This window comes from Gardnerella sp. DNF01157, assembly GCF_049244225.1.
Taxonomy (GTDB): Bacteria; Actinomycetota; Actinomycetes; order Actinomycetales; family Bifidobacteriaceae; genus Bifidobacterium; species Bifidobacterium leopoldii.
Genome location: NZ_CP058388.1, coordinates 1,161,913 through 1,177,269, shown reverse-complemented (window position 1 = coordinate 1,177,269; position 15,357 = coordinate 1,161,913). Strand labels below are relative to the sequence as shown.

Genomic DNA, 15,357 nt, shown 5'->3' with positions numbered 1-15,357 from the left:
CTGATTCTAATCAGTAGCTGTGGTAGGAAAGCCAATGATTGTAAGCGCCTTGAATGGAGCCATAACGACCATTGCAATAATTCCAGAACCAGCGGAGCTGAGTTTGATAGTTAGTAGCCCAATCAGCTCCGGCAGAAGCCATTTTTCCGCCTGGCAAAGCTTGAGGTAAACCGTAAGCTCCAGAAGGATTCATTGCGTTTACGCGCCAGCCAGATTCATGAGAAATAATAAATACTGTTGCAGTAAAATCAGCTTCACTATAACCGTTAGAAATAAGCCAATCGTGAGCCCATTGTTGCATCTCGCCAGCAGGAACAGTCGTGCCGATAGAAGCAGCTAAGCCAAGTCCGGCAGAAGAACCGCCAGTTCCAACAAGAATAACCTTATCTTTTGGAGCTTTTTTAACATAAGAAGCAAAAATATTAGAGGAAACTATTTTTCCCTTAGTTCGAGTAACTATTTTTGCTGTTTCCATTACGCCGTTAACGCCTTCACTTTGCACCTTCTCAGTACCTTTTGGAAGTGCAGCAGTTTCCTTCTTAACGACGTTAAACGCGATTGGGTCGTCGGAATTTTCTAATTTTGCGCCTGCACGATTAATAGTAATAACAGTTGATTCGCTAACTTTAGTTGTAAGAGATGGAGTAACAACATCGTGTGGCTCAAGAGTGATATCTCCGGCATCAAGAACGGATTTTACATCAGTGAAATTATTGCCCAAAATAGTACGATGATGACCATTTATAACAACGTTAACATATGAAGTTGCGCTATCATGCAACATGCGACGGCTAGCACTACGAGAAACTTGCGAAGAATCGGTTGCCGAATAAGAAGTAACCTGAACAGCGTGACCTTTAGACGAAGTGTAAAAATCTCGCGAGGCAAAACCAAGTATCACCAAAGCAATGAAGCCTAAAATAACCGCGCTAACTCTAGCCCACTGTCGTAAACTGAGTGAACCAAGCGTAACAGTATGCTTACGGTGACTGGCCATAACCCTCCTTATTTCTGCAATTACTCTATTGATACTTGCAAACGCTCGCAACGTAGACTAATAAAACTAAAATGTATGTGCAAAACGTATATGCAAAACCTCACGTATTATATCTCGTGGCATAGTCTATAAATCAGGATTCAGAATCATTAGATTCGTAAGATTTAGCTTGTTCAACCAAATCTTCCAAATCAGAAGCTAGTAATGCTCCAGCTTGTCTATAAATAACTTCGCCGCGCTTAATAACCATTACTGTTGGAACAGCTTGGATTTGAGCAGCTGCAGCAATCTCGTTGCTTTTGTCAATATCAACTTTTACGAAAGGAATTTCGGGATATTTTTCACTGACCTTCTCAAAAATAGGACCAAAAGACCTGCATGGACCGCACCACGTTGCCCAAAAATCGACAACAACTATTTCATTTGTCGAAGCAATCTTCTCAAAATTTTCTGTAGTAGCATGTATTGCTGCCATATTACTCCCTCAATATTTTGCGTATTTGCTTTATTGTACGTGCCGCCTTGCATAAATGTTGTCGATAGTGCGCTTATCTGTCGTCTTGCGGCACTAGGCTAGGAGTCATGCTTGATATCCAATTTATTCGTGAACATGCCGACGTAGTTAAGGAATCGCAGCGCAAGCGCGGTGAATCCGTTGAGCTCGTCGATGAAGTATTGCACAACGATGACTTGCGTCGTACTGCTCTTAAGGCTTTTGAAGAGGCTCGCGCTGAGCAAAAAGCTATTGGTAAGAAGGTTGCAACAGCTAGCGCGGAGGAAAAGGTTGCGCTTATTGCTGAAACTAAAGAATTAGCGTCGAAGGTTGCAGAATACAAAGCTGAATCCGAAAAAGCTACTGCAGACTACACTACAGCAATGTGGAAGCTTTCTAACATCGTTGAAGATGAAGCTCCAGAAGGCGGAGAAGACGATTATGTTGTAGTTAAGAAGGTTGGCACACCTCGCGATTTTGCGGCAGAAGGTTTCGAGCCAAAGGATCATTTGACTCTTGGAACTGGAGTTGCTGGAATTGATATGCGTCGCGGCGTGAAGGTTGCAGGATCTCGCTTCTACTTCTTGCGCGGTGCTGTGGCTCGCCTGCAAATCGCAATGCTTACTATGGCTGTTGATCAAGCCGAAGAGCACGGTTTTACGCTTGCGATTACGCCAACGCTTGTGCGCCCGGAAGTAATGCGCGGAACTGGCTTCTTGAATTCTCATGCGGACGAGATTTACCGTTTGCGCGAGCCAGATGATCAGTATTTGGTCGGTACTTCCGAAGTTGCTTTGGCTGGTATGCATGAGGATGAGATTCTTGACTTAAGCAATGGTGCTTTGCGTTATTGCGGTTGGTCGAGCTGCTACCGTCGTGAGGCTGGTGCTGCCGGAAAGGATACTTCTGGTATTATTCGCGTGCATCAGTTTGATAAAGTTGAGATGTTCGTTTATTGCAAGCAGGAAGATTCTCGCGCTGAGCATCAGAAGTTGCTAGGCATGGAGCAAGAAATGCTTGCTAAGGTAGAAGTGCCTTACCGCATTATTGATACTGCTGCAGGTGACCTTGGTTCTTCTGCCGCTCGTAAGTTTGATTGCGAAGCTTGGGTTCCAACGCAAGGACGTTACCGTGAGCTTACTTCTACTTCTAACTGCACTGAGTATCAGGCTCGCCGCTTGAATGTGCGTGAACGTATGGAAGATGGTGGAACTCGTCCAGTTAGTACGCTTAACGGCACTTTGGCTACTACTCGCTGGCTTGTGGCTATTTTGGAAAATCATCAGCATGAGGATGGTTCGATTGATATTCCGAAGGCTATGCAGGCTTATATGGGTGGCAAGGAAGTCATTGAGCCAACTAAGTGGGAAGCGTGAGTTTGCTCGTGCACAAACACGGCGTTTGTTTCAAAAAATCGTTTAATTAACTACAAAGCCCGGGAAATTACCTGGGCTTTGTTTTTTAGTTGATAAGTTTTTTGAATCTGGGTGTTGTGTGTTGCGTTCTATACGTGATGATATGCTTACCACTTGTGCGTTAAAAGCGGCAATTTGATTGCTTTCGCGCGCAAATGGATGGGTGTCCGAGCGGTCTAAGGAGACGGTCTTGAAAACCGTTGTAGGGAAACCTACCGCGAGTTCGAATCTCGCCTCATCCGCGAATTAACTAAGCCTAAAGCATGTGAAATTGCTTTAGGCTTTTTTAATTCGCCGAGCTTGCTCAGGGTTGGAAGCACAGTGTGCTTCCAACGCAAGCGAGGTCTTTCTGCGTCAATAAAGACGCAGAAAGTGTGGGCTAGTGTGTTTAACGTAGTGTGTCAGGTTTGTGTTGCTGCATTTCGCGCTTGAAGCTTTTTTAATTCGCCGAGCTCGGGAAATTAGCAAATTGCGGCAGAAACTTTACAGCGGTGTAAAGAAACGGTCGGTTGTGCGCGGAATAACGGCAGAAACTTTACAGCAGCGCACAGTTTATGCCGCCTACGCACCAAAAAACGGCAGAAACTTTACGTGGGTGTAAAGAAAAGGTCGGTTGCGCGCGAGAATCCGATCAAAACGTGCGCTCGCTCGATTTTAGCGCGCGGAATAATGACGCTCTTGAGAAGTGATTGCGTCAAGGAAGAAGTTCGCACCTTCGCGGCAAGACGTGCTGCTTTCGAAATCTTCCGGAGCGTAAGGCGCAACGCTTTCAAACATCTCCTCGTAATCAGCAACGCTTAAACGCACGCGCGAATCAAGCATATCCGCATGCTCGCGCGCAAACAGCGCATTTCTAAATCCTGGCGCAATCGTGCCGCTGAAAAATTCACCAACAGCGCCGGAGCCGTAAGAAAATAGCCCAATCTTATCGCCGCTTTTAAGTGCAGTAAGATTACTATTTTCGCAAGTAAATTCGTCTAACTCAAGTAAAGACAGCAATCCCAAATACAGGGAACCCGTATAGATGTTGCCTACGCGACGGCTGTACTTCGTGCTGGTTTCATAGCGCGAAAGTAAGCGATTGCGCGACGACTCGCTTAGGTTGCTATTATCGCAAGAATCCATCGCAGCCTTAAGCGCCTTCAAACCCATTTTCGTATACGGCAAGTGGAAGCACAATCCGGCAAAATCGTTGAAATTACAACCGTTTTGCGCACAATACTTTTGCCACACATCGTAGAAAAATTGTATGTACTGCTCAGTCGAAAACTTTCCGCGAGCAAGCGCAGTGTCTTGGTAAACAGGTCGCCAAAAGTCCTGAATATCAGCGGATTTCACAACGCTATCGTCGTTAATTTTAAGCACGTGCGGATTCGCGCTCACAAGCATTGCTACAGCCCCTGCTCCCTGCGTTACTTCGCCAGGTGTAGCAAGACCGTAGCGCGCAATATCGGCTGCAATAACAAGCACTTGCGGATTTTTTTCGGCGTGCGCGCGCACGTAGTCACATGCCATCATCAAAGCCGCGGTGCCGCCGTAGCAAGCTTCTTTTACTTCAATAGAGCGCACCCACGGCGTGAGTTTTAGCAGATTTTGAACGTACAGAGCACTCGATTTACTTGCGTCGACGCCGCTTTCTGTGCCGACGATTAGCATTTTGAGGCGATTGCTATCGATGTGGGGTAGCAGTGGGAGCGCAGCTTGCGCGGCGAGAGTGACGATGTCTTGGTGATTTGGTGGCACAGATTGTTCGCTTTGACCGATTCCGATTGTGAATTTGTTAGGGTCGATTCCGCGGTGTTCCGCCAGTTCTTCGAGGTTTAGGTAATAGTGCGGCGTTGCGAAGGAGATGCGGTCGATGCCGACGGCAAGGGGAGTGGTTGCGGAGGTTGTGGTTGCTGATGTTTCGGTATTTTGTGTGTTCATTTGTCCTAAAATTCCTAAATTTTTCTTAATTTTTCTTAATTTTTACTTGATTCTCGTAACTTTTGAAGTAATTGCGTAACTTTTTCTGTAGTTCTTTCTGCAGGGCTAAGTTGCAAAATATCATGCGCGATTTCCGTGATTTCCGCACCTTTGGCACCTGCTGCAATTGCTAGGTTTGAAGACTGTAATGCCATATGACCTGCTTGAATTCCAGGGCCTGCTAGTGCGCGAAGAGCTGCAAGATTTTGCACCAAACCGAGCGCGGCAAGCGTGTTTCTAAAGTCGTTTGCGTTTTTGTAATTACCGATTTTGATCGCGAGTTTTGCCATTGGAAGCGATGAGATTGAGCCGCCAACAATGCCGATCTGTAGCGGAATTTCAATACTGCCATGGAGTATGGTTTTTCCGTTTAAAGTTTCGGTGTTCCACTTTGACAGTGGTAGGTAGCGACCGGAGCGCGCCGCCCACGCGTGTGCTGCCGATTCTAGCGCTCGCGTATCATTTCCTGACGCGAGCGCGGCTCCTGCGATTCCGTTTAGGATTCCTTTGTTGTGCGTGGCGGCGCGCGCAGGGTCGCTGGCGGCAAGCGCGCTCAATGCCGCGATTCGGCGCGCAAGGCGTTTTCCTTCGCTCTCTCGCTCAGAGTCTTCCAGCCGCCTGGATGCCAGTGCTTCAACCGGTATATGCACTTCTGCTGTGGTGGCAACGCGGCTGGTGTTTGTGAGTATTGCCACTAGCGCCTGCACGCCGAGCCAGCTCTCCAGCTGGGCTTTGACGGCTTCGCCCATAGTGTTTACTGTGTTGGCGCCCATTGCGTCGCATGTGTCTACGTCAATCTCGAGCTTTGCGAAGCCGTGCAAAGCTGAAGCGCGGCATTTTCGCGCGCCGCCACCCCTTTTACTCATTGATGGGTGTGACTCGTTTGCAATGAGCAACAGCTCTGCAACCTTTTCTTTATCTTCAACGATTCTGCGCAATTGCGCCGCCACGCTCCCGTCTGCGTCCTCAAAAGCTATTTGCGCTGTAGTCACGTATTGTGGGGAACGCGCAATAATTCCGTATCCAACGTCAGTCGCCGCGTCAAATCCAACGTCAGTCGCCGCGTCAAATCCAGCGCCAGTCTCCGCCGCAATCCGCGCCCCATTGCACGCAGCTGCAATCACGGACGGCTCTTCGGTTGCAACCAGCACGTCCCGCACTTCGCCGTTCACAATCAGCCCACGCACAACGCCAACCGGCAGCGTATACTTTCCAATTTGATGCTCAATCATATGATTTGCAACGTCTGCAGGAATTGTAGTATCAGAACTTTCCGCAAACTGTTTAAGCAAAAATGTTGCATCAGCATCGTTAATTGCGCCCTCATTTTGCAAGGTTTTTATGCGATTTTCCACGCTTAATTCGCGAAAAGCAGTCATCGAAATCACCTCATGATTTGTAGACTACGAATGCTTCTGATCGCTTCGCATTCTGACTTAGTTGTTTTGCAGTCTGACTTTATTGTTTTACATTTTGGCTTGATTGTTTCGCATTCTAATTTGCATAGAAACGCCGATTCCGCCGCCGACGCACAGCGCAGCAACTCCATTTAACTTATTGCTATCTCGCAAAGCGTATATAAGCGTCGTCAAAATCCTAGCTCCGCTAGCGCCCAGCGGATGACCGAGTGCAATTGCTCCACCGCGTACGTTTAGTTTTGACTCGTCAATATGAAGTTGCTCCGAAACGGCAATGCTTTGCGCTGCAAACGCTTCGTTTATTTCGAATAAGTCAATGTTGTCAACGCTGCTACCGGTCGCATTTAGCATGCGTTCCATCACATGTTTTGGAGCATATCCCATTAAATCTGGGTCGATTCCGCCTTCTGCGAATCCCACAATTTGCGCAAGATATTCAATTCCGTGCGCTTGCGCGTAATCTTTGCTCATAAGCACTAGAGCTGCAGCTCCGTCGTTAATTCCGCTTGCGTTTCCGGCAGTTACAGTCGATTCGTGCTTGCAAACTTCGTGCTTGCAAACTTCGTTCTCGCTAATTTCGTTCTTGCCAACTTCGCAAGTCGCGCCCGAAGTTTCTTCCGATGCTTTAAAAAGCGTGCGCAATTTCGACAACTGCTCTAAAGACGTATCTTCGCGAGGATGCTCGTCTTGAGTTATAACAGTTCCGTTTGCAAGCGTTACTGGCACAATTTCAGAAGCAAAATCGCCTCGTTTAATAGCGGCAACAGCTTTTTGGTGAGATTTAAGTGCAAAAATATCTTGTGCTTCGCGAGTGATACCAAATTTTGCTGCAACATTTTCTGCAGTAACGCCCATTGCGTCGCCAGTAAAAGCGTCGTTTAAGCCGTCTCGTTGCAAACCGTCAATAAGCGCAAAATTCCCGTATTTGTGTCCGCTAAATCGCGAATTAGTTGCGTAAAACGGTACGTTGCTCATGCTCTCAGTGCCGCCTGCAACAACAACTTGCGCATCTCCCATAACGATTGCGGATTGTGCTAAACGCACTGCTTTTAAACCGGATCCGCATACTTCGTTAATTGTCATTGCGCAGCTAGAAGTATCTAAGCCTGCTTTTAACGCAATTTGGCGAGCAACGTTTTGTCCGCTGCCTGCTTGTAATACGTTTCCAAAAATAGCTTGATCCACGTCGTGTGAGCTAATTCCAGCGCGTTCTATTGCTGCTTTTGCTGCGATTGTTCCTAAATCAACTGAGGAAAGCGAAGATAAGCTGCCGCCGAATTTGCCAATAGGCGTACGTACAGCGCTTGCAATCACCACATCAGTCATATGTTTAGCCACCTAATCAATTGTTTGTTGCAATACGTGTTGAAGTATACCAACCGGACTACTTTATCGTATTTTTCGACAAAATTACCATTTGCGAAAAATTTTTCTCGTTTCCTTCACAATTAAACGTGCTTCAGTGAGTTCGCTCACCCGAATCCGGCATAAACTTTACAGCGGTGTGAAGTTTCGGTCGGCTACGCGCCTGAAAGCGGCATAAATTTTACAGCGTTGTAAAGTAACGGTCGTTTGCTCGCCAAATAGCGGCAGAAACTTTACAGTCGTGTAAAGTAATGGTCGGCTACGCGCCTGAATCTGGCATAAACTTTGCGCTCGTGTAAATTAAGGGTCGTATTTTCCCAAACCTCCTGAAGCTTTGCGCCAGTGCTTTGCAAACGTCGATTCTGTAGCTTTGCAGTATTGCTTTGCTAACGTCGATTACTTATTGCTTAGTGAACTTTAACAGTATTGCTCTGCAGACGTTGAGTATTTATTGCTTAAAGAACACTAGCTTTGCGCTGCTGCACACACTACACCAGGCACTCCTACCGTACCACAAAACACTAGCGGTTTTACTAGTAGTGAGGGTGGGTGTTGCTTGGTCGGAACAAATATTCGTGCGGTGAGATTTGAGATTTTTCGCACTGAGCGCGGCGAACGTCAGAGCCGCAGGCTGCTGATTCGCCAAGGGAAGAAGAAAAATCGAAAAATCTCTGCGATAAAACGAGGTTATTAATGGTTAGCACGCAGAGTTTGGGGGATTTCTCTACGAGCGCTAAAAGAGGACTGATGGAGCAACATTCTTTAAAGAAAGGCGAACACAATAAACGCCTTTAACAGTCAAGGCGACTGAAGGACGGGACGCGCGAGGAGAGAAATCCCCCAAACTCGCGCCACGGCAAGCAAGAGCGGAGCGCTGTCCTCACGGCTAATCGCCGTTCGGCTGAGCTTGCACGGAAAGTCCACTGGACTTTCCGTGCAAGCTCACGCTCCGAATTGCTTTCGCGTGCTACGTTCTAAGCGCGAAAGCAGGTCGGAGCGCTACTTACGGAACGAAATCGACCCATCAACAGGATCCATCGCGTCAACAATCGCCAGCGAATCCAAGTCATATCCGGCTTCACGAAGCGCATCTCCGCCACCTTGGAAGCCCTTTTCGATAGCGATTCCAATGCCTGCAACGCTAGCTCCAGCATGATTGCAAATGTCGATTAATCCTTGTAAAGCTTTGCCGTTCGCCAAAAAATCATCCAAAATAAGCACGCGATCTTCCGCACTTAAATACTTACGTGACACAATCACCGGAAACTCGCGCTGCTTTGTAAAAGAAAATACCGTAGATACGTATTGGTCGCCATCGAGATTAATTGACTGAGCTTTCTTTGCAAAAACCACAGGAACTCCACCAAAATGGCGTGCTGCAACACATGCGATTCCAATACCAGAAGCCTCAATCGTAAGAATCTTAGTAATATTTGCGTCGCGGAAATGCTCAGCCCAAGCGGCTCCCATATGATCAAATAAATTCACATCGCACTGGTGGTTCAAAAAAGCGTCTACTTTTAATACATTGCCTGGTTTTACGATACCATCTTGGAGAATGCGTTCTTCCAATTCTTGCACGATGCGCCCCTTCTTACGAACAATTACTTGCAGTACGCTCAAGCATACCCACGTTCGTGACACAATACGAGTAAAAACGACTGCAGCATGTGGTAAACCTGATTAGATACGTGCGCAATTAAAACGTGGGGGCGTTTTATTGCTGAAGCTAAAACGTAGGTAATTGGCAGCATCAATGGAGTACAAGTATGAGCGTAAGTATGGGCGCAAGTATGAATGCAAATATGAGTGCAAAAGATAGCGATTATGGATATGTAAGTGATTTGTTGGGGAATCCAGTTGATTCGTTCGATTCTGACGATCATTTTTACGAGAATGTTGCGGATGCGAATGATTATGCCAACTACAGTTACGACGAGTATGCTGACGCTTACGCTAAAGAGCCTGATTTTACGCAGCAAGAATATGCGTCTGATCAAGAATCAGTGCCTCCTCAAGAAGAAGTGTCTCCTCAAGAATCTCAAGAATATTCCCAAAATTCTGCACATTCTAGAGTTGCAGTTGACGCGCAAAAACTACTCGACGGCTTAAATCCGCAACAATCTCAAGCAGTCCAATACGACGGACCGGCACTGCTTATTGGAGCAGGAGCTGGAAGCGGCAAAACGCGAGTTCTTACGCGAAGAATAGCTTGGATATTAAGCCAAAAAGGTGCCTGGCCAAGCCAAATCCTTGCTATCACGTTTACAAACAAAGCTGCTGCCGAAATGCGTGAACGTTTAAGCAATCTTATTGGCAGCGAAGCAAATACTATGTGGGTTTCGACGTTCCATTCTGCATGTGTGAAAATACTTCGCAGATCAGGACAGTATATTGGCTTAAAATCAGGCTTTTCTATTTACGATACTTCCGATTGCGAGCGATTAGTAAAAATTATTGCAACAGAGCTTAACGTTGATATTAAGCGTTTTACGCCACGCAGCATTTTGGGCAAGATTTCGGATTGCAAAAATAGTTTAATCACTTGGCGTGAGCAACTAGACATGTATGCTAACGATTACAAGCCGGGTGTTGCAGGTCAACAAATTGCGCACGCTGGCAATTCTGAAGCTGTTTACGCAACTATTTATGCGGAATATCAGCATCGTTTATCTCAAGCAAATGCGGTTGATTTTGACGATTTAATTATGCGAACTGTGCAACTCATGCGCGAAGTACCAGAAGCTGCGCAATATTACCGCCATAAGTTCCGCTATATTCTCGTAGACGAGTACCAGGATACGAATCACGCTCAATACGAGCTTATTCGCGAGCTTGCAGGAGTGGATGTAAAACAAAATAGTGCGTATGTAAAGCAAAATAACGCAAATGCATCTCAGCAAAATAGCACTCCTGCATCAATCACAGTTGTAGGTGACTCCGACCAGTCGATTTACGCTTTTCGCGGAGCAGATATTCGCAATATTCAAGACTTTGAAAAAGATTTTCCAAACGCTACAACTATTATGCTTGAGCAAAATTATCGCTCTACGCAAACTATTTTGGATGCTGCAAACGCAGTTATTTCGCATAATCAAGGACGAAAGCCTAAAAAATTGTGGACTGCATTAGGTAAGGGCGCTCCAATTACCGGTTATGCAGCAGACAGCGCTCAACAGGAAGCAGCTTGGGTTGCGCAAGAAATAGCGCGATTAGCAGGTGAGGAGGGTGTTGCTTATTCGGATATGGCGATTATGTATCGCGCTAATGCACAGTCTCGTTCGCTGGAAGATGCGTTCGTTAAAGCAGGTCTTCCGTATCAACTTGTTGGCGGCACGAAGTTTTACGAGCGTCGCGAAGTAAAAGATGCGCTCGCATACTTGCAATCTATGGCAAACCCAGATGACGATGTGAATATGCGCCGAATTTTGAATGTGCCTAAGCGTGGGCTTGGAGCGCGTGCGGAGGCTTTGCTAACGCTTTACGCTCAAACACAAGGAGTTAGCTTCTGGCAAGCTTTGGAACATTTGGAGTCAATCGAAGGCATGCCAACTCGCACCGCAACCAAGCTTAAAGAGTTCCGCGAGCTTATGCACAACTTAATTACTTGTATGCAAAACAATGACTCGAAACCTTCTAAAGTTATTGACAGCATACTGAACGACAGTGGTTTGCTGGAGGATTTGCAACGTTCTGAAGATCCTCAAGATGCCGCTCGAGTGGATAATTTGTCGCAATTGCAGTCGGTTGCAGCTGAGTATGAGCAGAATACGCCGGATGCTAGTGTTGCTGGATTCCTTGAAACGACGGCGCTTGTGGCTGATTCGGATCAATTGCCGGATGAAAATGAGGACACTGGTAAAGTTACGTTGATGACGCTTCACACAGCTAAGGGCTTGGAGTATCCGGTTGTGTTCCTAACTGGCATGGAGCAGGGAACTTTTCCGCATTCTCGCGCTTTGGAAGACGATGGCGAGCTTTGCGAGGAGCGTCGTCTTGCTTATGTTGGTATTACTCGAGCTAAGCAGCGTTTGTATGTTACTCGTGCTGCTGTTCGTGCGCAATGGGGGCAGGCTCAAGATATGCTTCCAAGCCAGTTTTTGGATGAGATTCCAGATAATTTGATTGATTGGAAGCGCAGAGAGTCTGATGTTGAGCGTTGGGGTGCTTCGTCTAGACGCGGCGATGATTTCGATAGCGATTTCGATAGCGATTTCGATAGCGATTTCGATAGCGATTTTAATAGTGATTTCGGTGGCGATTTCGGTGGCTGGGATGACGATTATAGCGATGCGTTTAGTGAAAAAACAACTTATGGTGGAAGCAGTTACGGTTCTGAAAAGTCGCATGGCTCTAAGTCTTACGGAAGAAATAAGTCTTATAGCAAGTCTTATGGCTCTTCTTACGGAAAGTCTTATAGCAAGTCTTACGGCTCGTCTTACGGTTCTTCTTACGGCTCGTCTTATTCTAAATCGAATTGGTCTAAGTCAAGTGCAGTAAAAACGCGCAAAGTTACTGCAAAAACTGCGACTTCAACAAGTGCAACAAAAGTTGGTTCAACTTCTGCAGTTATGAATAAAGACAATCATCTAAATATTCAAGACTTCCAAGTTGGCGACAAAATTACTCACGATACTTACGGCTTAGGAACCGTGTTAGCAACGCAAGATAAGGGCAGAAACTCAATTATTACAGTCGATTTCGGCTCCGATGGAGTAAAGCGACTAATGCTTAGAGTTGCACCAATCGAAAAATTGTAAAATCTTTTATTTATGCACTTTAATGTAAGATAAATTTTTAACAAGGACGTGGCGTTTGCTGGTGTGAGCGCTGAGAAGCGTGTTGCATTAACGAAAATGTGACACTAAAAAATAAAAACATACATTTCATGAGGTATAAATTATGAAAAACAAATTATTCGCATCAATTCCTGCAATTATTTTCGGCCTGCTTATTGCCGTTGCACCATTGACGTTTGCAAAGCCATGCTCAACCGGAGGCATGCACAAAATGCATATGATGATGCAACCTATGGCATGCTACTACACAGGTCGTGCAGCCGTTGGAATTGGTTTAGTTATTGCAGTACTTGGAATTATTGCGCTATTTGTTAAAGAAAATGTTCGCATTGGTTTAAATATTGCTGTAGTTGTGAACGCTTTGCTTATGCTCGCTGTTACAACATTCCTTATTGGCGTGTGCAAGAGCCCAATGATGCACTGTGCATCGGTTATGCGTCCAACACTGATTGTTCTGTCTGTGCTCGCATTAGTGTTCGCAGCTGTTTCCGTGTATTTGGATAACAAAGAAGATTAATAGTTCAAATAGTTCGAAAAGCTTAACAAAGCAAAATTATGCGCACTATTACGCTAAAGCGATTGCCGCTGGAAAATCTTAAACGCAAGCCATTGCGCACGGCTGCACTTATTGTTGTATCTGCGTGCTTGTCTGCAATATTTTTCGGCGGCTCGCTGATTTCTATGAATCTTGAACGCGGCTTGAACAGTATGCGAGAACGCATGGGAGCCGATATTATGGTTATCCCTCAAGGTACGCATACTAAAGCAGAAGCGCTGCTTACAAACAGTGGTTCAAGCACTTTTTATTTCACTAACGATATTGAGAATTTAGTAAGACGCTCTCCGGGTGTGCAAAAGGCGAGTGCACAAACGTATATTTCTTCGCTTTCTGCAGGATGTTGCGCTGAAAAATTACAAATTATTGGTTTTGATCCCGATTCTGATTTTGTTATAGGTCCTTGGATTTATTCTCAACATAAGCAGAAGTTACAAAAAGGCGAGATGATTGCTGGCGCAAATGTAATCGTGTCTTATATGAATACTGTTCGTCTTTTTGGACACCAATGGCCTGTAGCTGCGCAGCTTGCAAAAACCGGCACAAGCATTGATAATTCAGTGTTTGTGCGACGCGAAAGTGTGCCGCAAGTAGTTGAGTATTCAACGAAAGTAGGGCATACCGCTATTCCAAAGGAATATGCTAAAAAAGCAGTTTCTGCAGTTCTTGTAAAAGTACAAAAAGGTTACAGCGCGCAAGAAGTTGCAAAAAATATCCGTAAAACAACTGGTCTTTCAAGCATTGGCATAGTTTTTCCGGGCGGAATTACAGCAACTACGCAAGCTAATCTTGGTGTTTTTACTCGCACGTTGACTTTTATAATTGCTGCGTGCTGGCTAGTTGGATTGCTAGTTTTAGTTGCAGTGTTTTCAACATCTGTAAACGAGCGTAAAAAAGAGTTTGCTTCTCTTCGCATACTTGGCACAACAAGAAATATGCTTTTAGGTGTTGTAGTTAGAGAATCTACGATACTTGGCTTAGTTGGCGGAGTATTGGGTGTTGCGTCTGCAAGTCTTATATTGTTCCCTTACAGTTCTCTTATTTCTGAACAATTGCAGCTTCCGTATTTGGAAGTGACTGCTCTACCAGTAGCAGTGCTTATGTTAGCGTCTGTGCTACTTGCGCTTGTTGCAGTTGTTGTAGCTTCAGCGCTTACTACATTGCGTATTGCTATGCGCGAAACGTATTTGACACTTAGGTCAGGTGAGTAAGTATGGAAGATAAGAGTCAAAAACTGCCAAGTAATGAGTTTGATAGTTTACCTGTTGTTGAACTTACTCGTGTAACTCGCGAATTTATGCGCAGAAAGCACAAATTTTTTGCAGTAAATAACGTGAGTTTTGCGCTAAATAGCGGCGATTTTGTGGCAATCGTTGGAAAGTCAGGTAACGGAAAATCTACTTTACTAAATTTGATTGCTGGGTTATTGAAGCCAACGCATGGAAGTGTAAAAGTTTGCGGCGAAGAGATTTCTGAACGCACTTTTAGTGATGTCAAGATGTCTCGTTTGCGCGCATGTGATATAGGTTTTGTGACGCAATCGCAGACGCTTTTGCAAAATCTTACTGTGCATGACAACATACTTTTACCTGTGCAAATTGCAGCTAATGCTTGTGAAGTAAGTAAGTCTGAAGTAAGCGAAGATTCAAACGAGACTCGCGCGTTAGAACTTTGCAAGCAATTGCATATTGAAGATTTACTGTGGTGCTACCCAAGTGAGCTTTCGGGTGGTGAAATGCGTCGCGTAATGATTGTGCGCGCGCTGATAAACAATCCGAAGCTTCTTATTCTTGACGAGCCTACTGGCGATTTGGATTTAGAGCATACTCGCATAGTGGTGAAAATGTTGCGTGAGGCTGCAAAAAATGGTGTGGCAGTGCTCATGGTAACTCACGATGTTGAGGCTGCTCGCTGTGCGGATCGCACATACACAATGGATGCTGGCTCCCTTCGCTAATTAGTTTTGTTGCGTTTCTCTCCTCGCGCATGTGAGTACTGTTGCTTGTGATCACTAGCAGTTATGCTGCTGCGCATATCACATCAAACCAAATTCTTTCCTCGCACCCACCCGCAGCTTAATTGCGTGACTCTAGTTGCACTTAGTAAACCACGCACTTTGCGTAACAAACTTAGCGAGTCTATGAGTTTTGTGTTGTCGTTTAGTGTGTTGAGAGGCTGGAAAAATTGTGTTCAGCAATAAAAGAGGACTGAGGAAGCAACGTTCTCTTAAGAACAAAGCAGACAGTAAAGCCTTTAACAGCCAAAGCGACGAAGGACGGGAACTTGCGCAAACACAAATTTTCCAGCCTCGTCAAAACCAAAAAACTAAATCAGTTACAAAACTCATAG

10 protein-coding genes, 1 tRNA gene and 1 pseudogene are annotated in these 15,357 nt (G+C 45.5%); 6 read left to right on the top strand and 6 right to left on the bottom strand.

The window, feature by feature from the left end; translation table 11 throughout:
* Positions 1-10 precede the first annotated feature (10 nt).
* Positions 11-997 (bottom strand): G5 domain-containing protein, encoded by a 987-nt coding sequence (locus HXT38_RS04405; protein ID WP_410295666.1) that lies wholly within the window; start codon positions 995-997, stop codon positions 11-13.
* Between the two features lie 133 nt (positions 998-1,130).
* Complete coding sequence (gene trxA, locus HXT38_RS04400; RefSeq protein WP_004110313.1) at positions 1,131-1,472, bottom strand: thioredoxin; 342 nt, start codon at positions 1,470-1,472, stop codon at positions 1,131-1,133.
* Between the two features lie 107 nt (positions 1,473-1,579).
* On the opposite strand from trxA, the gene serS reads away from it, so the two are divergent.
* A complete protein-coding gene (gene serS / locus HXT38_RS04395; RefSeq protein ID WP_004574030.1) occupies positions 1,580-2,866 on the top strand; it encodes a serine--tRNA ligase in 1,287 nt (428 codons plus the stop codon).
* A gap of 196 nt (positions 2,867-3,062) precedes the next feature.
* Positions 3,063-3,147: transfer RNA gene (locus HXT38_RS04390), tRNA-Ser, on the top strand.
* Between the two features lie 412 nt (positions 3,148-3,559).
* Here HXT38_RS04390 and HXT38_RS04385 read toward each other — a convergent pair.
* From HXT38_RS04385 to HXT38_RS04370, 4 genes are all read right to left on the bottom strand, one after another.
* A complete protein-coding gene (locus HXT38_RS04385; protein ID WP_410299475.1) occupies positions 3,560-4,831 on the bottom strand; it encodes a hydroxymethylglutaryl-CoA synthase in 1,272 nt (423 codons plus the stop codon).
* 35 nt (positions 4,832-4,866) lie between these two features.
* Positions 4,867-6,249, bottom strand: coding sequence for a hydroxymethylglutaryl-CoA reductase, degradative (locus HXT38_RS04380; RefSeq protein WP_410295664.1), 1,383 nt, complete (start codon positions 6,247-6,249; stop codon positions 4,867-4,869).
* Between the two features lie 87 nt (positions 6,250-6,336).
* Positions 6,337-7,614 (bottom strand): acetyl-CoA C-acyltransferase, encoded by a 1,278-nt coding sequence (locus tag HXT38_RS04375; protein WP_064340379.1) that lies wholly within the window; start codon positions 7,612-7,614, stop codon positions 6,337-6,339.
* A 1,038-nt stretch (positions 7,615-8,652) separates the two neighbouring features.
* Positions 8,653-9,234 (bottom strand): xanthine phosphoribosyltransferase, encoded by a 582-nt coding sequence (locus HXT38_RS04370; protein ID WP_004110321.1) that lies wholly within the window; start codon positions 9,232-9,234, stop codon positions 8,653-8,655.
* A gap of 188 nt (positions 9,235-9,422) precedes the next feature.
* Between HXT38_RS04370 and HXT38_RS04365 the strand changes: the two genes are divergently transcribed.
* The 4 genes and pseudogenes from HXT38_RS04365 to HXT38_RS04350 form a co-directional block, all read left to right on the top strand.
* On the top strand, positions 9,423-12,413 hold the full coding sequence (locus HXT38_RS04365) for an ATP-dependent helicase (RefSeq protein ID WP_421791733.1): 2,991 nt from the start codon (positions 9,423-9,425) through the stop codon (positions 12,411-12,413).
* Between the two features lie 142 nt (positions 12,414-12,555).
* A complete protein-coding gene (locus HXT38_RS04360) occupies positions 12,556-12,969 on the top strand; it encodes a DUF4418 family protein (protein WP_421791731.1) in 414 nt (137 codons plus the stop codon).
* Between the two features lie 38 nt (positions 12,970-13,007).
* Complete coding sequence (locus tag HXT38_RS04355) at positions 13,008-14,219, top strand: FtsX-like permease family protein (protein ID WP_101885909.1); 1,212 nt, start codon at positions 13,008-13,010, stop codon at positions 14,217-14,219.
* Between the two features lie 143 nt (positions 14,220-14,362).
* Positions 14,363-14,965: pseudogene (locus tag HXT38_RS04350) on the top strand (ABC transporter ATP-binding protein); the annotation flags it as partial.
* Between the last annotated feature and the right edge of the window lie 392 nt (positions 14,966-15,357).

Excerpts from the sequence above, each read along its gene's own strand:
- HXT38_RS04405 (WP_410295666.1), bottom strand. The coding sequence starts at position 997 with ATGGCCAGTCACCGTAAGCATACTGTTACGCTTGGTTCACTCAGTTTA.
- trxA (WP_004110313.1), bottom strand. The coding sequence starts at position 1,472 with ATGGCAGCAATACATGCTACTACAGAAAATTTTGAGAAGATTGCTTCG.
- serS (WP_004574030.1), top strand. The coding sequence starts at position 1,580 with ATGCTTGATATCCAATTTATTCGTGAACATGCCGACGTAGTTAAGGAA.
- HXT38_RS04385 (WP_410299475.1), bottom strand. The coding sequence starts at position 4,831 with ATGAACACACAAAATACCGAAACATCAGCAACCACAACCTCCGCAACC.
- HXT38_RS04380 (WP_410295664.1), bottom strand. The coding sequence starts at position 6,249 with ATGACTGCTTTTCGCGAATTAAGCGTGGAAAATCGCATAAAAACCTTG.
- HXT38_RS04375 (WP_064340379.1), bottom strand. The coding sequence starts at position 7,614 with ATGACTGATGTGGTGATTGCAAGCGCTGTACGTACGCCTATTGGCAAA.
- HXT38_RS04365 (WP_421791733.1), top strand. The coding sequence starts at position 9,423 with ATGAGCGTAAGTATGGGCGCAAGTATGAATGCAAATATGAGTGCAAAA.
- HXT38_RS04360 (WP_421791731.1), top strand. The coding sequence starts at position 12,556 with ATGAAAAACAAATTATTCGCATCAATTCCTGCAATTATTTTCGGCCTG.
- HXT38_RS04355 (WP_101885909.1), top strand. The coding sequence starts at position 13,008 with ATGCGCACTATTACGCTAAAGCGATTGCCGCTGGAAAATCTTAAACGC.